This window comes from Paenibacillus sp. FSL M7-0420 (genome assembly GCF_038002345.1).
Lineage (GTDB): Bacteria > Bacillota > Bacilli > Paenibacillales > Paenibacillaceae > Paenibacillus_AQ.
This window is the reverse complement of sequence record NZ_JBBOCJ010000001.1, coordinates 2569368-2591119: the sequence shown is the minus strand read 5'-3', so window position 1 is coordinate 2591119 and position 21752 is coordinate 2569368. Positions and strand designations below refer to the sequence as shown.

13 protein-coding genes are annotated in these 21752 nt (G+C 51.9%); 1 reads left to right on the top strand and 12 read right to left on the bottom strand.

What is annotated here, in order from left to right:
* Positions 1–14: 14 nt before the first annotated feature.
* The 5 genes from MKX51_RS10795 to MKX51_RS10775 all read right to left on the bottom strand — a co-directional run bounded on the left by MKX51_RS10795 (position 15) and on the right by MKX51_RS10775 (position 9145).
* A complete protein-coding gene (locus tag MKX51_RS10795) occupies positions 15–938 on the bottom strand; it encodes an ABC transporter permease (protein WP_340995587.1) in 924 nt (307 codons plus the stop codon).
* A 142-nt stretch (positions 939–1080) separates the two neighbouring features.
* A complete protein-coding gene (locus tag MKX51_RS10790; RefSeq protein WP_340992337.1) occupies positions 1081–2769 on the bottom strand; it encodes an ABC transporter substrate-binding protein in 1689 nt (562 codons plus the stop codon).
* A 135-nt stretch (positions 2770–2904) separates the two neighbouring features.
* Entirely contained in the window at positions 2905–4629 is a 1725-nt protein-coding gene (locus MKX51_RS10785; RefSeq protein ID WP_340992336.1) for a sensor histidine kinase, read from the bottom strand.
* Between the two features lie 12 nt (positions 4630–4641).
* Positions 4642–6198, bottom strand: coding sequence for a response regulator (locus MKX51_RS10780; protein WP_340992335.1), 1557 nt, complete (start codon positions 6196–6198; stop codon positions 4642–4644).
* A gap of 118 nt (positions 6199–6316) precedes the next feature.
* The gene (locus MKX51_RS10775) at positions 6317–9145 is read right to left on the bottom strand and encodes a glycosyl hydrolase 115 family protein (RefSeq protein ID WP_340992334.1); all 2829 of its coding nucleotides are present in this window, start codon (positions 9143–9145) and stop codon (positions 6317–6319) included.
* 235 nt (positions 9146–9380) lie between these two features.
* Between MKX51_RS10775 and MKX51_RS10770 the strand changes: the two genes are divergently transcribed.
* Positions 9381–10241: an AraC family transcriptional regulator gene (locus MKX51_RS10770; protein WP_340992333.1), complete on the top strand. Its 861-nt coding sequence runs from the start codon at positions 9381–9383 to the stop codon at positions 10239–10241.
* Positions 10242–10317: 76 nt separating this feature from the next.
* Here the strand turns inward: MKX51_RS10770 and MKX51_RS10765 are convergent, their stop codons facing one another.
* The 7 genes from MKX51_RS10765 to MKX51_RS10735 all read right to left on the bottom strand — a co-directional run bounded on the left by MKX51_RS10765 (position 10318) and on the right by MKX51_RS10735 (position 21553).
* Positions 10318–12342: a right-handed parallel beta-helix repeat-containing protein gene (locus MKX51_RS10765; protein WP_340992332.1), complete on the bottom strand. Its 2025-nt coding sequence runs from the start codon at positions 12340–12342 to the stop codon at positions 10318–10320.
* Positions 12343–12518: 176 nt separating this feature from the next.
* Positions 12519–13460 carry a carbohydrate ABC transporter permease gene (locus MKX51_RS10760; protein WP_340941747.1) on the bottom strand — a complete coding sequence of 314 codons (942 nt, stop codon included), beginning with the start codon at positions 13458–13460 and terminating at the stop codon, positions 12519–12521.
* A 16-nt stretch (positions 13461–13476) separates the two neighbouring features.
* Positions 13477–14451, bottom strand: coding sequence for an ABC transporter permease (locus MKX51_RS10755; RefSeq protein ID WP_036693425.1), 975 nt, complete (start codon positions 14449–14451; stop codon positions 13477–13479).
* 98 nt (positions 14452–14549) lie between these two features.
* Entirely contained in the window at positions 14550–16262 is a 1713-nt protein-coding gene (locus MKX51_RS10750; RefSeq protein ID WP_340992331.1) for an ABC transporter substrate-binding protein, read from the bottom strand.
* Positions 16263–16364: 102 nt separating this feature from the next.
* Positions 16365–18107 carry a sensor histidine kinase gene (locus MKX51_RS10745; RefSeq protein WP_340992330.1) on the bottom strand — a complete coding sequence of 581 codons (1743 nt, stop codon included), beginning with the start codon at positions 18105–18107 and terminating at the stop codon, positions 16365–16367.
* Between the two features lie 19 nt (positions 18108–18126).
* On the bottom strand, positions 18127–19728 hold the full coding sequence (locus MKX51_RS10740; protein WP_340992329.1) for a response regulator transcription factor: 1602 nt from the start codon (positions 19726–19728) through the stop codon (positions 18127–18129).
* Between the two features lie 79 nt (positions 19729–19807).
* Entirely contained in the window at positions 19808–21553 is a 1746-nt protein-coding gene (locus MKX51_RS10735; protein ID WP_340992328.1) for a family 43 glycosylhydrolase, read from the bottom strand.
* Positions 21554–21752 lie beyond the last annotated feature (199 nt).

Genomic DNA, 21752 nt, shown 5'->3' with positions numbered 1-21752 from the left:
ACATATACCTCCTTTTAGAATAATCTGCTTTCTCCCATTTTTTTGGCGATGCTATTGGCTGAGAACAGGAAGATGAAGCTGACCAATGTTTTGAATATCCCTGCAGCGGTACCCAACGAGAAATTCCCCATTCCAAGTCCATATTTCAGCACGAATATATCCAGGTTCTCCGAGAAATCAATGTTCATCCCGTTACCTAGCAAATATTGCGCCTCAAATCCGGACTCAAGAATATTACCCATATTCATAATTAGGAGAATGATGATAACCGGCTTGAGTCCGGGAAGCGTGATATTAAGCATCCGCTGAAAACGGCTGGCTCCGTCGATTTCAGCCGCCTCATATTGAGAGGGGTCGATGGAAGTGATGGCTGCCAAGTAGATGATGGTGTTCCAGCCCACATCCTTCCATACCTGCGTTGCCCCGAGAATTCCCCAGAAATAACTCCCTTTGCCCATCCAGAGTACAGGTTTGTCCAGGAGCTGAAGCTTGGTAAGCAGAACATTGACAATCCCGTCAGGCGATAATACCGTCAGCACAATACTCGACGCCACTACCCAGGAGATGAAATGCGGCAAGTAGCTGACGGTTTGCACTACACGTTTAAAGATAATATTCTTCAGCTCATTTAACAGAAGCGCAAGCGTAATTGCCGTAACAAACCCTAATGCTAATTGAATACCACTCATGACAAGTGTATTCCGCAGCACACGATAAAAGGTGCTGTCCTCAAACAGTATCCTAAAGTGCTTTAACCCTGCCCACTGCTGCTCTGAGAAGCTCTTGGCCGGCTTGTAATTCTGAAAAGCCATAGTCCAGCCCCAGAGCGGGAGGTACTTGAATACAAACGCCCAAAGAACAAAAGGAATACACATGAAGGCCAGCGTCCTCTGCTGAATAAGACGCTTGAAGAATGAATGGTTTCTATTTAATTGAATTCCCTTGTTGTTGAGAGGGGGTACAGCATGTACTGGTTTCTCCACTGGTTCTTCTCCCTTCTAACACCTTGCTGATTACAGCTGCGGGACGGAGCAGCTTCCCCCTTCCAGCCCGCAGCTTATAGCTGATTCTGTCTCTAGATTACCATTTGCCTGCTACACGTTCCTGAACCTTCTTGGTGATGAAATCTTCATAGGTTTTCTTATCCAGCTTGTTGAACTGGGCCATGTAATCTCCCCAATTCTTGTCGAAGTTGGCCGGTGTGTCCAGAACCATAGCAGGCAGATGTTTGCGCTGCAAATCGTCAGCCTTGGTAATGAACATCTGTTCAGGAGAACCTTGTTCCAGAGCAATGGACCAGGCAGGGGACCAAGGGCGCTCATCCGGATCGCTGAACAGCTCGCTGAAGGTCTTCACTCCGTAAGCTTCGAGCAGCTTCTTGTCGCCATCCGTATAACCGTAAGAGGCTACCTCAGGCTGGTTACCCGGACCATAGGCATTGCCATCCTGCAGAACAGAGTTATTGCCATAACGCGGCCAGCTGTAGTTGAAATAGTCAAACCCGAATTTCAGGCTCTGCTCAGGGTCTTCGTGCAGCTGGCGCTGCGCGTCGTTGGCATAAGTGAACCTTCCGTTCGCGTCAACTGCATAGCTCTGATCCTTGATGCCCCATTGAACCAGGATTTGATTCTCTTCCTTAAGCAGGTTGTCGAAGTATTGGATAATACGGACGGGGTCTTTGGCTTTCACTGTAATGCCTACTCCATAATTGTTTACGAAGCCGGGAGGATCAATATATTGATCTTTGATCTCTTTATCAAATACAATCGGAAGCGCAACATAACGCATGTCGTCATTACCGGCTTTCTTGAGGTTATTCGTCGCATCCCCAACCTGCCAGGAATAGCTGAAGTAACCGAGTACGCGTCCCGAGGTCAGCTTAGCCAGATACTGGTCTCTGTTCATCGTGAAGGATTCAGGGTCAACCAATCCCTCGGCGTTAGCTTCATTCAGCTTCTTAATCCATCTCTTCTGATAATCGGAGCCCCCGACCAGCTTGGCCTCATGGGTCTTCATATCGACAATGGTGCTGCCGTCATTCGGATAGCCTGCCAAGTGATTGGCCGGATTCTGAAGGGTGAAGAAGCTTCCCTGTTCACCGGCAAGGGTAGCGAAGCCAATCGTCTCCTGTCCGCCCACCTGAGGATGCTTCTCTTTGTATTGCTTCAGCAAGTCAAAATATTCATCAAGCGTCTTAATCTTCGGATAATTGAATTCCTTCAGCACAGACCGCTGAATGTAGAAGCCGGTCTGAAAGTTAGGCTCAGAGATGTAGCCGATGTTGGCACCGTAAGGGAAGAAGTAGAGCTTGCCGTCTTCCTGCCTGAATTTATCAAAATAGGGTCCGTATACCCGTTTAATATTGGGGCCGTATTGTTCAATAAGATCATCAAGCGGAATAAATGCCCCTGCGTCCATAAGCTTAGCCATCTGACCACTGGAGTCAATGATGTCCGGATAGTCTCCGCTGGCAATCATCACGCCCGCCTTGGTATCTCCATCGCCGACCAGATATTCAATATTCCAGTCCACTCCGGTCTGAGCCTGCAGCTCTTTGCCGATTGTTGTTTCGCTTCCCAGGATTTGTTTCTTGGGTGCCCCGAAGCTGAAATACTTGTAGGTTACTGCCGGAGCCTCCTCATTGCCTCCCGCATTCGTGCTCTGTGCTGAGGTGTCCGGCGCATTGTTGCTGCTACCTCCGCCGCAGCCTCCCAATGCCGCCGCCAGAATGAGTACCAGACTGGTGGTCAAAAGCTTGTTTTTTAACATTTTGACTAAATCCCCCTTAACTGTTCTTGTAATTCCATAAATCATGTAAGCTCTTTCAATATAACAAGAAACCGCTTACTTTTTTACCCGACAAACCATACCTTGTGCTTCAAAATGTATACCCATATTGCGATGTCATGCGGTGTTGTTATCCATCAGCGGCAGGGAGATGAGGATAACCATCCCTTCCCCTTCCCGGGTCTCAACTGCAAATTCAAACTGGTCCTGGAAGATCAGCTTCAGGCGGTAGTATGCATTCTTCATCCCAACCCGCTCACCAATGCCGCCATCCTCCTGCAGATAGAGCAGCAGCTCCTCCAGCTTCTCCGGTGACAGCCCCATTCCGTTATCCTCCAGCCTGAGAATCAGCCGTTCAGCTTGCACAGTCACTGAGATGGAGATGATCCCGCTGTCTGCGATAGACTCGACCCCATGAATACTGGCATTCTCTACGAACGGCAACAGTACCATTTTGGGAATCCGCTGCCTCAGGGCTTCAAGGTCTGCCACAATGCTATACTCCAGCTTGTCGCCGAAGCGGTACTGCTGAATCTCCAGGAAGCTCTCAATCAGTTCCAGCTCTTCGCTGACGGTAACATAGTTCTGACTCCAGGATATGGATTTCCGGAACATTTTTGCCATATGTTGAATGATCTTTGCCGTCTCCTTCTCACCCTTGATGATGCTGCGCATGCGTACGGATTCGAGCGAGTTGAATAGGAAATGGGGGTTAATCTGGCTAAGCAGGGCATGCAGCTGCGCTTGCTGCTCCCTAAGCTCCAGGTTCTTCTTCTGGATATCGGCAACGTAGACCTCGTTAATCAGGCTGTTGATCGTTTCGGTCATGCGGTTGAACTCCATGGTTAACTGGCCGATCTCATCTCTGGCCTCTTCATAGGGAATGGTCTGGAAGTTCTGCGCCTTAACCTTCTTCATATATTTGAGAATCCGGACCAGCCGTACATGAATCGATCTGGACATAACCGCAATGATAATTGTGGGCAATATAAAGTTGATGCAGGCAAACCAAATGACAAAAGAACGCGATTTCCTGACTTCGTTCAGCACAAGCTCCTCATTCATCACGCCCGCAAGTGTCCACCCTTCCAGATAATTAATCCCGGTATATGCAGCCCTGAATTCAAGGGAATTCTTAGGCTGGAGAAAGTTCCTGAAAGGGATCAGCCCCGGACTCGCCGCCTCATCATTCGCATACTTGACCCGGCCTTGGGGATCTAACAGATACACAGCGCCATTGAAGGTGCTGCCGTTAAAAATCTGCTGAATCCGCTCCATGTTCAAATCAATTTTGACAAGCTGCTCCATTCCGCTGGTGTAATAATTATTTAATTTTTGAATCAGACTGAACTTCTGCTCAGAATAGACAAAGGTCGGATAGGGCGCCGACAAAGCTTTGGACTGGGTATACCAGTCCGATTGGCGAATTTTATCGGTTAGACGGTCAAGGTAGCCGGAGGTCAGCACTGTAGGATTATCGGTGTACACCTGATACCAACGGACACCCTGTACGCCTTGATTGGACAAGGCTCCTTCCAGGTAGCTGTTGAATGTCTGTACATAATCCATCTCACTGGTGAATTTGCGGGAAATGGTTTTATTGAAGATGGGATCCGCATACAGCGAATACGATAAGCCTACTCCCTGGTCGATTGCCACCTGCAGTTCGGCTCTCAAATTGTTCAGTGCCATGTCGGCATCACGGATTTTTTGATTGCGGATATTGGTGGTTGTGACGTGATAGAACACGATATTGGTGAGGACAATGGGAATAAATACGGACAGCACGTACATGAGCAGCAGCTTCTCCCGCAGCTTCATGTAATTTAACAGCTTCTTCATTGGATCGCCCCGTTATTCTTTTTCTATCAATATGTTCCGGTATTCTGTCGGCGACACTTGCTCCAGCTTCTCGAATTGGGTCACAAAATAATCTACACTCTGAAAACCGACCTTCCCGGCGATCTCATATATTCTGAAATCACTTTTCCGAAGCAGCTTTTTGGCCTCCTGTATCCTGAGCTCCAGCAAATAATCGTTAAAATAAACACCGTATGTCTTGCGGAACAGGCGTCCCAGATATACTGCATTCATATAGAATTGGGCCGCTATACTTTTCAGGTTGATATTCTCACTGTAGTGGGTATCGATATACCGTTTAATGAACACAATGCCCCCTGCAGAATGTTCTTTGCGGAGAAGGGCAATATAGTCAGTTGCTTCCTGCACTGCCAGTGTGAAATTCTCCTTCAGCATCTGCAGACTCCAATTCACATGCTCCCGTTCGGTCAGCCCCTTCAGCCTCAGAATCTGCTCTTCACTGCCGTCCATTTCCTTAATGACAGCAATGATCCCCGTCATACACCGGGCGAGAGAGCCTGATACCGCATGTGGTGTGAACCGCTGCTTATGGAACAGTTGAAAGATACTCTCCACAGTGTCCAGGTAGCCGCACCTGTCCCCCTCCTCCAGTTGGACGATAAGCTTGCTTATGACCGCCGGACTCATATCAAAAACGTACAGAGGCCTGTCCTTAATCAGCGAGTACATAATGAGTCCGGCGGGCTCGGCATATTTATGTCTTGCCGCTTCATTCGCCTCCGCATACGAACGGTGAACATCCATAAGTGCCTGGGCCGGATCACCTGCGTAGAGATTGAGCCTGCAACCAAGCCTGTCCTCCAATGCTGACCGTAGGCATTCCAGACGGTTCGCAAGACCGCCGGCTCCGCCCGTTACTGCTTCTGTACAGAGCAGCATTCCAAAGCTTCCCTGCTGCTGCTCAAACACAGGTATGCGGTTACCGTCCTCTTCAATGAATTGCAGCCCGCTCTGAAATTGCTTCAGCGTGAGCTGCTGGTCGCCCTGGCCCGAATACACTTCAGCCAGACAATACAGGAAGCCATGCTTCTGTTCCATGCCCAGCGCTGCGGCGAGGGGCTCCGCTTCTGTATCCGGCAGCTTCCCTTGCACCAGCGTCTCCAGAATTACACTGGCGGTGTGATCAACATTAGTCAGTGTGGTGATTCTCTTCCTGCCCATCGTATAGGACAGCTTGCGCAGTGTGGCGGTCATCTCCTCATCATCAATCGGCTTCAGAATATAGTCATGCACCCCGTAGCGGAGTGCCTGCTGTGCATACTTGAAATCATTGAAGCCGCTGATTACGATGAAAACCACATCCTGAGCATTATTCTCGGCCACGGTGCTGATAAGCTCCAGTCCGTCCAGAATAGGCATCCGTATGTCCGTAATGACCAGATCAGGCTTGAGCTGCCGGATCATATCCAGCGCCTCTGCCCCATTGTTCGCTTCTCCGGCGATGCTGAAATTGAGCGATTCCCACGGAATGATCTCCAGCAATCCCTTGCGGACAAATACCTCATCGTCTACCAGCAATATTTTGAACATCATTTAGACCTCCCACAAGTGAACATGGCTACATAACTAACGGCTTTCAAAAAAATATTCCGCCGTCGGTTTCCCGCCGGCGGAACCTGATTCGTTCCTCTAAGGTTTTCTATCATTGCTAACCCTTCACGTAATAGCTCTCTGCCGGTCCAAGATAGGACTGGGGCAGCTCACTGCCCTGTGGATACAGGACAATCCGCTCAAGCACCAGTGAAGGACTTACAGCGTAGATCCTTAGGATATTCAAGCCGCGCCTGCAACAAAGCTCACTGCGGCGGATACGGATATTGTCCTTCACCGCACTGACCCATTCCGGACAGCTGGTGTCCAGAGAACGGAACCCCTCACTGACAGCGTTCTCCAGGTGTACTTCCCCGCCATTCATCTGCACGCCGTAGTACAGCTTATGATCCATATAGGCTGTATTGGAAGGTGCAAGATAGTACTCCACCTGATAAGGCGCTTCCTGCTCAGCCATGAAACGGTATTCCAGATAAGGCCGGTCCTCCGTCCCGCTGAAATCATGAAGAGGAGGCAGCACCTTCATTCCCGACAGAGTCCGCCCGTACTTCTCAAGCTTCGTGAACGCGAATCCACCCACATCCTGCTTGTCTGCATAATGCTCCGCTTCTATCGCAATATAGCCGTCACGCTCCAGGAAGGTCATCGGCTCAACGTCTGTAATATCGGCAGGCTCCCCCCATACATGAAGCCGGACTCTGCTACCCGGAGCTTCGATACAGACTACTCCCTGCTCCCGCTCCTGAAGCAGGCTCCGGTTAACGGTGATCACAAGAATATCTTGGCTGATAACCAGTCCTTCCGACCTTGAACAAGACAGCCACGGGCAATCGGTTGTAACCTTATAGGGCACCGGCATCCGGCTGCCGCAGGCAATATCAATGGATACTTCCTCCACATCCGGGCGTAGGAAATCATAGATGTGGAGGGGCTTGCCTGTCCAGTGATAGCCTTCGGTGAATGTGGAGGAATCTGATTTCGCCACAATGATCCGCGGCTTGTTGGCGGGTTCGATCTGGATCATCAGCGGATAGCGGTTGCCCTCCTCATTCCAGTGGACAAAGCCGACATGCTCGGACAGTCCCATGCCGTACCATTTGCCGTTGCTTATCCAATGGAGCTCTTCCGTTAACTCCCTGTCCTTGCGGATATATCCAGCAATATCGTCCGCAAGTCGGTTGGCCTCTATGCGGTTCTGCCGTGCATACCACTCATTCCTGCCCGCAGTAATCTGCATCAGCTGAAGATTCATCGATGCGACAGCCGGGAAATAGACCAGTTCATAATAGGCTGGCAACATCCAGTCCGGGCACTTCGCCCTCAGCTCTTCGGCGAGGCCTGTGATATAATCCGCCTGCTTGAGCAAGTTCTCCGCTTCCGAATAATGCACAGGATGATAGATTTCCGAGTTCATCACTTCCGGTTTGCGGTTATGGTTGATCCGGGTATATCCTTCGAGGATATCCTGTATAGCCAGTCTGTCATCGTCACTGAACGCACCGCCGAACTGCTGCCTGATCCAGCCTTGCGTGAATGTACCGGTTGTATTGGGTTGTGAGGAGCCCCAGGCCTCCATATCGTAGGCCAGCTCCAGGAAATAAGACAGCGGATATTCCAGCAGACAAATATCTCCAATATTGACCACCCAGATCTCACGGATGCCATAATCATAGGCCATTGTAAGCTGCTCCCACACCTTCGGCAGATAATTGGTATTCATCCAATCATAAGCATGGGCGCCCCCGTGGAAATCGAAATGATAATACAGTCCAAAGCCGCCGCTGTGCCCCCGCATCTCCTCCGTAGGTACACTGCGGAGATTACCGAAATTATCATCACTGAGCATCAGCGTTACGCCTTCTAATTCCGGATCACCCATCAGACCCGGCGTTTCTTCATCCCCATAGAAAAATGCCTCCACTTCCGTGAACAGCACCAGGTCACGCGGAACCGCCGTCAAGTCTTCATTCACCTGTTCCCGGATCAGCCTGTTCTGTTCACGAATGACCTCCCGCAGCAGGTTGATGTTGTCAGCAAGTGTCGCGGATTCGCCAAGGATCGTTGTATCCTGCTCACCGCGCATACCGAGTGTAATAATATTCTCAAATCCTCCATTGCGCTTCAGGCCATCCTCCCAAAAACGCGAGATCCCCTCCCGGTTGGCACGGAAATCCCACGCATCCCCGTATATAGAATCTGTGCCGCGTACCTGGCTGTATTCTTCGCCGTTCCGCATGCAGGGCTCATGATGCGAGGTTCCCATCACAATTCCGTATTCATCGGCCAGCTCCGCATTCAGCAGGCCCGGGCCGTCACAGTTGAAATTGGATTTCCACATCGCCGGCCACAGATAATTGCCCTTCAGCCGCAGAAGCAATTCAAATACATGCTCATACATCTCCGCGTTGAGGCCGCCAAAATGATGCTCTGCCCATGTCCCAAAGGCCGGCCACTCATCATTGATGAAGATTCCGCGGTATTTCACCGACGGCTCTTTGGATATCCTATTGCTCTTCTCCGTTAATACAACGCGGGATTGTCTTACAGGCCTCACCCCGGACCAGTTCACTAATGGCGAGACCCCAAGACATTCGGAGAGATGGAACAGGCCATAGACCGTCCCGCGTTTATCACTGCCGGCGATCACAAGTGCGCTGGACACTCCCGGAAAAGGGGCTGCCACCACCTGAAACAGGTATACCTCCCTCTTCCCTTCAATCAAAGAAAGGTCGATATGCCCGCTGGCCTCAAGCTTCTCCAGGACGGGACTTCGCCCAACCGTACCGTAAATGACAGAGTACTCTCCCAGGCGGGTGATATCCGTAGTAACCTCAGGCAATTCACCCGTAACAAGAGCAATATCTTCCCGGACTTTGTCCGCAACCTTAACTGTACCTGTAAACGCTTCCTCTTCTTTGTAAAACATGAGTCCAGCTCCGGCTGTCCATTTGCATATTATTTCTTTATCTCGATTTTGCAGCGTTCTCACTCCTTCTCTGCATCCATGGTTGTGTGTGGTTTTACTCCCATCTGATGTTAACAAATTATGCTTGCAATGCTCAATTTTACATGCTAGGATAGTGACATTTTAAAGTAGCTTCAGATAATAATCATTGCAAATTCCGCCTAATTCATTGCGCGAACAGACCGGGAGGTTACAGATGAACGAGCCCTTTGAGCTTGTGTATGATCCCATCCAGCAAGATTTCCTGTACCTGCACAGAACGACAACCTACAATCTTGGCAGCTTCTATCACCGGCATGAAGCCTATGAGCTATACTTATTCCTGCGCGGCAACGTTAACTTTTATATTGAGAATAGCTGTTACCGTTTGGCACCGGGAGATTTACTTGTAATCCATCCGGAGGAGATGCACCGTTCCTTTAGCCTGGATGAAATGGAATATGAACGAATTACGATTAATCTCCAGAAGTCTTTGCTGCAGCGGCTCTCCTCTCCGGCTACCCACTTATCTGAATGCTTCGATTACCGTCCCAAGGGAAAAGGGAATATCGTACATTTAAAAGAAGCGGAGCTGGAGCAATTTCTGTTATGGACAGGGGAGCTTGAGGAAGCGCTCGCTTCTGATGCTTATGGAGCAGATATTAAGGCACACTGCTGTATCGCCCAATTATTAGTCCTGACCAATACGATTTTTCAGAATACGAGCTTTACCCCCGCCGATATTATGCCTGAACTGGTCCGTGCAACTATGGATTATATTGAAATGAACCTTGGCCAAGAGATCACCCTTGAACAGTTGGCAGGCATTTTTCATTTGAACAGTACTTATATCAGCCGCCAATTCAAGAAACACACCGGGTTAACGCTCCGGGCGTATATCGTAGACCGCCGGATCTTATTCGCTAAATCGCTTCTTTCTGAGGGATTGAGCATTACAGAGGCCTGCTACCAATCCGGGTTCAACGATTATGCGAATTTCATCCGCAGCTTCACCAAGATCACAGGAATATCACCGGGCAAATTCGCCAAAAGTAAACAGCAGCCGGGAGCTGGTTAACACTGCATCACCAATCTATGGCGAGCAAAAAGCCTGTCCCCAAGGGACAGGCTTTCCAGCTTTCCAGCATTCTGCGTTACAGCACAATCTTTACCGGACTATCATCCGTTAGCTCAAACGGTCCAGGCGTCACATTCGAGTCCGGGCGCTGCTTACCGAAGAAGTCGCGGTCGAACCGGTACGGCGAGCCGTCCGGCTCCTCGTAACGCATCTCGGCGTGATAGCTTCGGCCCAGCAGATTGGTGGTGACCACAGTCGGCGCCGCTGCACGCAGCAGCTCAGGGTTCACGATATGCACCTGCACCTTGCCGGAAGCCGGATCAATCTCGATCTCAAGACCCTTATCGGCATAGACCTTCGCGTTCGGCTCATGTGTACCCGGCACCGCATCTTTTAGATACAGATTGCCTTGAATGGCTACAGGGAGGGCCATCTGTTCAGGATGGAACGGCTTCCCGGAATCGATCAGCGCCTTGATCTCTTCCCTGGTGTATTCCCACCACTGCTTGTCCAGCGCATTCGGGTGCTCATCGTAGCCGCCTAATCCGACAGGATGCAGATAACAGCGGGAATTATCCGGGATACCGTCCATCACCCGCTCACCGTTATCGTTAAGCTGCTCTCTCGGGGCCAGCGGCAGATGCTCGAAGAAGGTCATCGGCACTACCTCATTATCTGTATCCTCATCACGCAGGAAGATATTGTTATAATAGCGGTCATCCCCGCCCGCGATATTGCTGTAGCCCGCAACCGCTGTCTCATGCGGCATATGGTACGGTGTATATCGGGTAAGCTCGGGACGCACAACGAATCTTCCGGCGAACAGGTTATGGACGAACGCGCCGCCCTGGGCCATATTGCGGAAGTTCATCGGCGACAGGAACAGGTTGTGATCCACCATATAAGGACCGTGGCACACCTCCATGAAGAAATCCTCGGACAGGTTGTCGCGGAACACATTCCGGCTGATCCGGGTGCCCTGTGCCTGCCAGTCCAGCCATAACGCCCGGTAGGAGCTGTAAATGACATTTTCGCAAATCTGGGTATCCAGTGAAGCATGGAGCTTGATTCCGCCTACCTCTGCCCCGTGGAAAATCCGTTTATGATGAATATTATAAATGCGGTTCTGTTCAATCCGGCTAAAAGCAGCCCCTAAATGCCCCACGACTCCAGCCTGTTCACAGTCATGAATCACATTATTGCGGACGATATGGCTTCCAATGTTGTCCTTATGCCAATCCTGGCGGAGTGCGCGGAAAATAACCTCCTGCTCCCGCTGCGTCCCGCCCTTCATCCGGCCTTTCGACCACTCGTTATGCCCGGTTGAGATTTCTTTGCCCAGGCTCACCCCTGTGCATTTGGACTCGCAGATATGGTTGTCTTCAATGATCCAGCCTTTGCTCCAGTGGGGGCCGATCAGCCCTTCCTGTAGCGCGGTGGGCGGAGCCCACTGCGGAGCCGCCTGGCGGAGCGTGAAGCCTCTGACCGTAATGTAGCCCCGTCCGGTCTGCTCCGGCCAGAAGCAATAAGGTCGAACGCTGATCTCCACATTCTCCCGGCGCGGGTCCTTGCCCCCGAAGCTCGCCCAGATCTTAGTGGCGGCCGAGCCTGCTTCCGCATACCACTGCAGCAGAGAGTCCGCTGCGTACTTGGCCTGCGGCCATACCTGAGGATCGCGCAGCTTGGTAACGCTATCACATTCATACAGCGATTTGCCGTCCAGATAGACCTCCCCCAGATGCGGCTCGAACGCCCCTTCGAACAGCCAGTCGCCATACAATTTCTCCGCAAAAGGATTGCGCACAGCAAACAGGCTGTTCGGCACCACTGTACTCCAGACACCATCTCCTTCGTCCTGCCAATCCGCAACAGGTTCAGCCCCTGTGATGATGACTTCCCCGTCCCCGGCAGCCTGATAGACAATCCGCTGTTCCTCTGTTCCTCCGTTAGCCGGGCTCACCCATTCCCTGTATGTACCCGCATGAACAGTAACTGTATCCCCGGGCTCCGCCAGCGCCGCAGCGCGGGAGATGGAGCGGAAAGGCTGTTCCACCGTGCCTGGAGCCTGATCACTCCCTTGCAATGCAACATGATATTCCATATGAGAATCCTCCTCTTTCTTGTATGTCATATGGACATTTTAAATGAATATCCTGTATATTGCTATAACCATGTATACAATCCTAATAGAAAAGACCGCAGGCCTTGTACATCCGGCATACGATCCTTCTAAGATAATTCCCCGTAAGGATGAACTCTTGTATACAATTAGACAACCTAACCTTTTACCCCGCCGACCATCATGCCTTTGACAAAATACTTCTGCAGGAACGGATAGACCATAATAATCGGCACGGAAGCTACTATCGTCATCGTTGCCCGCACGGACATCGGAGTGACCGCATTCTGCTGGCCTCCTGTTGCCCCCTGGATCATCCCGTCCAGCGATGAGGTGCCGGTAGTGGTATTAGAGTTCTGCAGAATCTTCTGCAGCTCATATTGCAGGGTACTCAGCTTCTCATCCGAAGAGTTGTAGAGGAACACATCGAACCACGAATTCCACTGGAACACTCCCGAGAACAGCGCCACCGTAGCCAGCACGGGCACCGTAAGCGGCAGGATGAGGCTGAAGAAGGTCCGGTAATCCCCCGCCCCGTCAATCTTCGCCGATTCAATAATGCTCTCCGGCAGATTTTCAATGAAGGAACGGATAATAATCAGGTTGAACACCCCGATGATTCCCGGGAGAATGTAGACCCAGAAGCTGCCGACCAGCCCCATATCCCGGATCAGCAGGTAATTGGGAATCAGACCGCCGTTGAAGTACATCGTCATAATAAAAGCTACGGTGATGAATTTGCGCAGCACATAATCCTGTCTGCTAAGCGTGTAGGCCAGCATAGCCGAGCAGAAGACCGTGACTACCGTTCCGATCACGGTGCGCAGCACCGAGATGAAGGTCGCATGAAAAATCGTGGCCTCTCTCAGAATATAATTGTAATTCGCCAGCGTCCATTCTCTGGGCAGCAGGTAGATCCCGCCTTTAATGGAATCTTGCGCATTGTTAAGCGATACGGCAAGGACATTCACGAACGGATACAGGGTAACAATCATTAGTGCGATCATGAAGCAGTAGTTGCAAATGACAAACAAGCGGTCGCCGGTGGAAGAGCTTATCGGGGGCTTGCGTTTTTTCTTAGGGACAGCTGCGGTTTCCATGCCTGCGCCTCCTTTATTAATACAGCCTGGCTTCGCCCATGCGCTTCGCGGCATTATTCGCCATGAACAGCAGGATGAAGCTGACGACCGTCTTGAACATTCCCGCTGCGATGGACAGGGAGAAATTACTCTGGGCAATTCCGTATTTCAGTACGAATATATCAATGTTCTCGGAATAGTCCACATTCATGCCGTTGCCCAGCAGGTACTGCGGCTCGAATCCCGATTCCAGCAGATAGCCGATATTCATAATGAGCAGGACAATCACAACAGACTTGATGCCCGGAAGCGTGACATAGATCATTTTCTTGAACCGGTTCGCACCGTCGATCTCCGCTGCTTCATACTGTGTGGGATCAATCGTCGTCATAGCGGCCAGGTAGACGATGGTGTTCCAGCCGATATCCTTCCAGACGGAGCTGGCTCCGAAGATGGTCCAGAAGTATTCCGGGATACCCAGGAACAGGATTTCATTGCCGCGGTCCAGGAAGCCCAGACCCACCAGCAGCTGGTTAATCGTACCATCCGGGGATAGCGTCGTCTGAATGATGCTCGCTGCCACGACCCAGGAGATAAAATGCGGCAAATAACTGACAGTCTGCACTACACGCTTGAAGGCAATATTGCGTATTTCATTAAGCAGCAACGCAAGGGTGATCGCGGTGACGAAGCCGAAGAACAGGTTAATCGAGCTCATCGCCAGCGTATTGCGGAGCACCCGGAGGAAGCGGTCATCCCCGAACAGAAATTTGAAATGCTCGAAGCCAATCCAGGTCTGCTCCATGAACTTCCTGGCCGGCTTATAATCCTGGAAGGCAATGCTCCAGCCCCACAGCGGCAAGTATTTGAATACAAATAGCCAGATTAGAAAAGGGACTGACATCACTGCCAAGGCCCGCTGCTGGCCCAGCTTTTTGAAGAACAGCCTCATCCGGCCCGGCTCCTTATCCGCCGCTGGCCGGGATAACGCGGGTACCGTATTTTTATCCATCCGTATCTCTCTCCTTCAGCGCACCGGGGTGTCTAAGCGGCAAGCAGGAAAGACCAGCATCTCGGTACAGCCCTGGTCTTTCCCGCCGATTCCGGCGGCTATTGGTTCGCCAGTTCGACCTTCGCTTTGACTTGCTCGGTGGTCCATTTCTCGTAACCCGCAGTATCGAGCTTGCCGAATTCCTTCATATACTCCTCCCAGACCGCATCGAACTTATCCGGAGTCGTCAGCACCAGCTTAGGGAAATACTTCTTCGTCATTTCATCCTTGCTGGCTTCCCAGAGCTGTTCCGGGGAATTCTGCTCCTTCGCGAAGCCCCATGCCGGGAAGTATGGACGCGGAACCGGTTCAGCAAACAGCTGGCTGTAGGTCTGTACGCCGTATTTCTCTAAGATCGCCTTATCCTTGTCGGTCAGCGTCATCTGGAACACCTCCGGCTGGCTGGCAACATTCTTGGCATTTCCGTCAGCCAGTGTAGAGGTGGCATTATACATCGGCCAGTTCCAGCTGAAGTACTTGAAGCCGAAGCTCTCTCTGAACGGCTCGTCAATCTTGTCGATCTGCTCCTGCGTACGGAAGTAGCGGCCCTGTTCATTCACTTCATACGTCTCGCCCTTGATGCCCCAGGACATCAGGGTCTGGTTCTCTTCGGTCAGCATGTTGTCGAAGAACTGGATGATGCGGACCGGGTCTTTGGCACTGACTGTAATCCCGATTCCGCGGTTCGTTACCAGACCCCCAGGCGGATCAAGATAGGCATCCGGCGTGCCCTCCTCAAAGGTTACCGGCAGCGGGAAATACTTGAAGCCGTCCAGGGAAGGGTCTTTACGGGCGGCATCCTTCAGCACATTCAGCGCATTATCCACCTGCCAGCGGTAGTCGAAGAAGCCGAGCACCTTGTGGGAGGTTAATTTGGCGATATACTGGTCATAGTTATCGACGAAGGAGGCTTTATCGAACAGCCCGGCGGCATTGAGGTCATTCAGCGCCTTCAGCCACTTTTTGGTGGACTCTGCACCGGCATAGGTCTTGGCTTCCCAGGTATTGGTATCCACCGTAACGTTGCCGTCATTCGGATAGCCCATCAGATGCATCGGCGGGTTGGAGGTGGCGAAGAATCTCCAGTCATGCGTAAGGGAGACCATGCCCGTCAGATTCTCATCCTTGTGCTTGTCACGGTAATTCTTAATCAGCTCTATATATTGATCCAGCGTCTTGATCTTCGGATAACCCGCTTCCTCCAGCACGCGGCGCTGAACCCAGAACCCCGCACCCGCTTCCGGCTCAGGAATGAAATCGTTCACCTGGGCGGCAATCGGCAGGAAATAGATTTTACCATCCTTGGAGCGCATCTGATTCAGCGACTTGCCATACACACGCTGGATGTTCGGCCCGTACTTCTCAATCAGCTCGTCAAGCGGGATGAATGCGCCGGCATTCAGCACTTCCTCTATAGCGGCATCGGGAATCAGCACATCCGGGTAATCGTTGGCCGCAATCATGGTTCCGATCTTGGTATTGAGGTCACCCACGACGAATTCCAGCTTGAAATTGACACCGGTCTGATCCTCCAGCAGCTTGCCGATGGTCGTCTCATTGGTATTTCCGTCCTTCGATCCGGCTACCCCGTTGAAGATTTTGAACGTTACCTTGTCCTGCTTAGGCTCAGTCTCAGCAGTAGCGGCGGCGTTTGTCGGCTCCGTCGTTCCCGTATTCTTCTTGGTGTTATTCGGCCCCGAGCAAGCCGTCACCACGGATAACGAGACGACTGCCGTCAGAGCGAGAAGCCACATTCTCTTGCTTTTCCCCATTGCCTGTACTCCCCCTTGTATATTCATGGTTTAGTGCTCCTTTAGTATAAAAGCGTTTACATTTCTCCGTTACCCGTGAAATTATGGCTTCTCCTTTGAAAACTATGGATGAACTGGAATTCTCAGCTCAATCCGTGTCCCTTCACCCGGTCTGCTGTCCACCTGGAAGATTGCGCGTCTGCCATACAGCATGGTTACTCTGTAGATTACATTCTGTATTCCGATCCGCTCGCCGATAATCCCTTCCATGTCGAGGTAACCGTACAGAGTGTCAACCTGCTCACTGCTCATGCCAATCCCGTTGTCCGCCACTTGGAAGACCACCTCATCCCCCTCCACGCTGATGCGGATCTCAATGCTTCCGCCTTTTTTGAGCGGCTCGATGCCATGAATACTGGCGTTCTCCACGAAGGGCAGGAACACCATTTTGGGGACTACGCAGGCGTAGGCCTCAGGCTGCACCTCGATATGATAGCTCAGCTTATCCTCGAACCGGTATTTCTGGATATCCAGAAAACAGAGAATGAAGCCCAGCTCCTCCTCCACGCTCACCCACTCCTTATTCCAGGTCAGCGAGCTGCGCAGGATCATCGCCATGCTCTGGATGATTTTGGCCGTCTCGTGCTCCTGCTTCAGCAGGCTCCGCATCCGAATCGTCTCCAGCGCATTGAACAGGAAGTGCGGGTTAATCTGGCTTTGCAGAGCATTAAGCTGCGCCTTCCGCCGCTCCAGCTCCAGCGACTTCTTCTGAATCTCTGTAAGATACACATCGTTAATCAGAGCCTTAATCTGCATAATCATACTGTTGAACTCCAGGGTCAGCTGGCCAATCTCATCGCGCGATTCCCCGTGCATGATCGTCTGGAACTGCTGCGTCTTCACCTTTTTCATATGCTTCAGAATCTCAATAATCCGGAGGTTGATCGAACGGGTAATGATCAGAATAATAACGGTGGGGACAATCATCATCAGGCACGCCGACCAGAGGATGAAATAGCGGGATTTCAGCACCTCCTTGATAATCTCCTTCTCATTCACTGTGCCGACAATCCGCCAGCCGGACAGATAGCTGATACTGCCGTATTCCTTCTCGAAATCAATAAGTTGCTCCTGCTTCAGGGAGGCATACAGCTGCCGGTCCTTCCCCTGCCAGTCTATGGCCCGGTTAGTCGTATACTCAATCCGGCCCTCCGGCCCCAGCAGATACACATCCCCCTGCACGTTCAGATTGGCGAAGACCTCCATCAGATCAATCGTCTTAAAATCAATCTTCACCAGCTTCTCCTTGTCCATCCGGTCCGCGAAGTAATCCATCCGCCTTAGCACGGAGAAGGACTGGAAGCGGCCGTCTGCTTCATTAATCCGCACAAATATCGGCTGGGAGGAGGCCTCCTGCATCCACTCCTTATACCAGACACTCTCCCGGACCTCCCCGGACAGAATCCCGATATTCCCTGAATTCAGCAACGTGGGGTTATCCACATAGATGGTCTTATTTTGCAGCGAGGAAGAGAACGGGGAATAGTTGTTCAGGGTGGACCTGAGATAGAGGTCGTACGCCTCAACATAGTCTTCAGTCTGTGTGAAGTTACGGTCCAGCACCTCATTGGTCTTGTAATCCGCATAGAAAAAAGAGGATAAGCCCACGGCCTGATCCACCATCAGCCGGAACTCATTCTTAATCTGTTCCACTGCCAGATCGATGTCCTTGATCCGCTGCGCCTTCACATTTCCGGTAATCGTGTTGTAGAAGATCACATTCGTAAGAATGATCGGAGCGATGACCCCGAGGAAATAGACGAGGAACATTTTATTCCTGAGCCGGATATTATTCAGCAGCTTCATGCAGCGCCCCCTCCTGGCATTAACGGTTGCCCGTCCGGTTTCTATATTCTGTAGGCGTTCTCTGCTCCAGCTTCTCGAACTGGGTGACGAAATAATCGGCATTCTTGAATCCGACCTGCTCGGCAATTTCATAGATCCGCAGATCGGTCTGCCGCAGCAGCTTCTTGGCCTCGGTGATACGCAGCTGGAGCAGATAGTCATTGAAGTACATGCCATAATTCTTCTTGAACACCTGGCCAAGATAGGCCGAGTTCATATAGAACTGGCCTGCGATCTGCTTGAGGTTCAGGTTCTCATGGAAGTTCCGGTCCACATAAGACTTGATTCTATACAGCCCGCTGCTGCCGTAGCTCTGGTATAGCTCTTGAATCCGCTCCGCCGCTTCCAGCGCAAAGGCTTCGAACAAGGACCTCAGCTCCGCCAGGGTGATGTTATGATCCGGCCAATTCATCATCGGGACAAGGGTCGCCAGCTGCTTCTCATCCCCCTCCATGCTCCGTATAGTATGCAGCACACTATGGACGCATTGAATGGCTACGGCCTTCATCGCTTCCCGCGAGACCAGCTTCTCCTGAAATTCTGCGAACAGCTTACCGATCCCGCCCATGATCTCCGCGTGCTGATTCTCCTCAATCGCTTCAATCAGCGCCTGAAACACCCTACCACTGGCATGGATATAGTTCAGGGACAGACCGGCAATATCAGAGGACAGCAGAATCGGCTGGGCAGGCCGGACATATTTGTACTCCACCGTCTCCTTGGCCGAGTTATACGAATGCTTCAGCTCCTGGAGCGTGCTTACCGGCCTGCCCGCATACGCCTGAACCTGCAAGGGATAACGCTCGCAGAGCTTGCTTAGACAATCCGCCACGAAGCTGCGCAGCTCGCCTGCATGACTCGCCAGATAATGCTCCGGCACAATGAAGCCGAAGAATCTCCGGTGCTCATAGATAATAGGAGTCTCTGCTGTGAACTGCTGTACCGCCTGCCGGATTGCCTCCTTCAGCTCCGCCTTCCCGGGCAAGGCCTGCCCGCTCCAGGGAAACACATTGTTCACCTCCAGCAGCACATAGGTGAACTGGCGGGCTCCCGCCTCTGTCCACTGCTGCTCCCAGGCGTCAAGGGTGTCATCCGCCGCTTCCCCACGGATCAGCGCCTCCACCCGCTTCTCCCCCTCATGAATGCTGAGCCGGTCCTGGAGCTGCTTGCGCGCAGCGAATTTGTCGCGGAACTTATGAAGCGCTTTCACAATTTCGTGCTCATTAATCGGCTTCAAGACATAGTCCAGCACGCCATACCGGACAGCCTGCTGCGCATACCGGAAGTCGTTATATCCGCTGATAATGATAAATTCCGTTCCAAGCTGCTCCTCCGTCACAGCCTCAATCAGCCCGATGCCATCCAGAACCGGCATGCGGATATCGGTGATCACCAGCTGCGGCCGCTTGGCCCGGATCAGCTCCAGCGCATCCTCCCCGTTGTCCGCCTCATCCACAATCTGGAACCCGCTGCCCGCCCAGTCAATCATTCCGATCAGGCCCTTGCGGACAAACAGCTCATCATCGACAATAATGATCCCGTACATATCGGCATCCACTCCTCCGGTAAGATCGTGAAACAAAGGGGAACCCCCGGCCTAAGTGAATGGTCAAGGGTTCCCGGATGACAAGGAATATTATAGGGTTAGTCGGGCCAGGCGTCTAGCCTACGATGACTTCCATGGATACGTGCTTCAGCCCCGGATTCAGGTCCTTCTCCTCGGTAAGATCCAGAACGGGAGCACCATCAATGTCAAAATGCACGCGGCGCAGGCCGGAGCATCGCGGTCCCTCGATTCCCGGTCTGGCGTGGTAGGCGTTCCAGATCAGCCCGTCCTCGTCCGTCACGTAGGAATTATGACCCGGCCCGTATTCCCCCGGCACGCTTCTGGAGGTCAGCAGCGGATAATTGCCCTTGGTCCAGCTCTTGATATCCAGCAGATCAGCCCCCTTGTCTGCGGTCAGCAGACCGACAACATAAGTAGCATCCACCGCTGCGCTGGCAAAAGTCACATACAGCTTATCATCGGTGTACAGCGCGAACGGACCTTCATCCACGAACGTATGGTTATTGGCCCAGCCGTAATCCGGCCGGGTCAGCAGCACCGGATCACTGGTCAGCTTCCACGGCTCCTGGGGGTCTATGGTAGCGATATAGACCCAGGCTCCCAGATCCACCGGCAGGAATTGGCGCTCCGACCATGCGGCATAGAGCTGGCCGTTCCAGCGGATGACCGTCATATCCAGAGAGATCGTCTTGCCTGCCTCGCACAGATAACTGCCGTCCTTCTTCACTACCCGGCAGGGCTTGGACCAGTCCGCAGCATTCATGGGATTCCCGCCCGGGCTCAGCTTCATCACATGCGATTCCTCGTGGAAGAACTCGCCGGGTGTTGCGGCATGGAAAATATACAGCTCGTCTTCAATGATATGAAATTCCGGCGCCCACAGCAGGCCGCCAATCTCTTCATATGTGGAGGAATCGAGGATCAGGGCTTCCCCGGCTGTTACCAGCCCGGGAATCGTATCGGCTTCCCTCATATACAACGTATGTTCCTTATCCGCATCATTAGTCGCAATGAAATAATATTTTCCCTTCCACCGTGTAATGCAAGGGTCCGCACGGTTAAGTGCAATCGGGAATGGAAAATGATCCTGATGGATCTCACCGGAGATGCTGTAGGTTCCGGCCTCGTCCCAGTTAATGGCATCCGTGTTCCAATGGACTCTTTTGGCAGCCTGCGTCCCATCACTGTAAAGGGCCGTTGCCCGGACTGCCTTCACATCCTCCACCGATGCCGCATTCACACGGTCCGGTACCACGACAGCAATGTTCTCCGGCACCGTAAGCTTGCAGAAGAGTCTGCGGGCGATCCCGGCGGAGACAGCGATCACATTACGCGGCTGGATTCCCTCGATCTCCGCCTGCACCGCTTCCAGCGTGAACGGCTCCGCCTCCACCGGTGCTGAGACATTCGTAAGACTCATGATGTCGGCAGTGAAATTCTCGTAGCCCTGACCCTGCCCGTCGATCCAGCGGATCAGGTAACCGCTGCGCTGCGGGTCATAGGTGCAGGAGACATCGCTTACATGAGTGTCTGCCTTAAGCTCCAGCAGTCCAATCTCACTGTATTGCAGCAGATCGGCCGAAGAGAATAGCAGTACCTTCCCCTTGCTTTGGTCATCCGCTTCACCGTCTGCCTCGGTGCGCACGGCAAGGACGCCGAAATTACCGTCTGCCAGGTAGAAGAGATACGGCTGCTTCAGGCTTTTGGCCCGGAGTGTCCCATCCTCATTCTCCGTCGCCTTGGCGAACAGAACACCCGAGTTATGATTCAATGCCTGATACTGGCCCCTCTCCGTCTTGTAAGCCAGGTGCATACTATAAGCCAGCTTCGATGCATACACGATATCCTCCTGCGGCTGTCTTGTATAGCAAAGGATATCTTTCCGATCTTCGTTTTGTTGTGGTATCATTGTTCCATAACCTTCCTTCATATTGATAATTACTAATAACAATAATCACGCACTGTTCGGTTAATCTTCGAATTCACTCTTATATCCACTACAAATTATAGAGATTCACTAATCTACTAACAATGATATT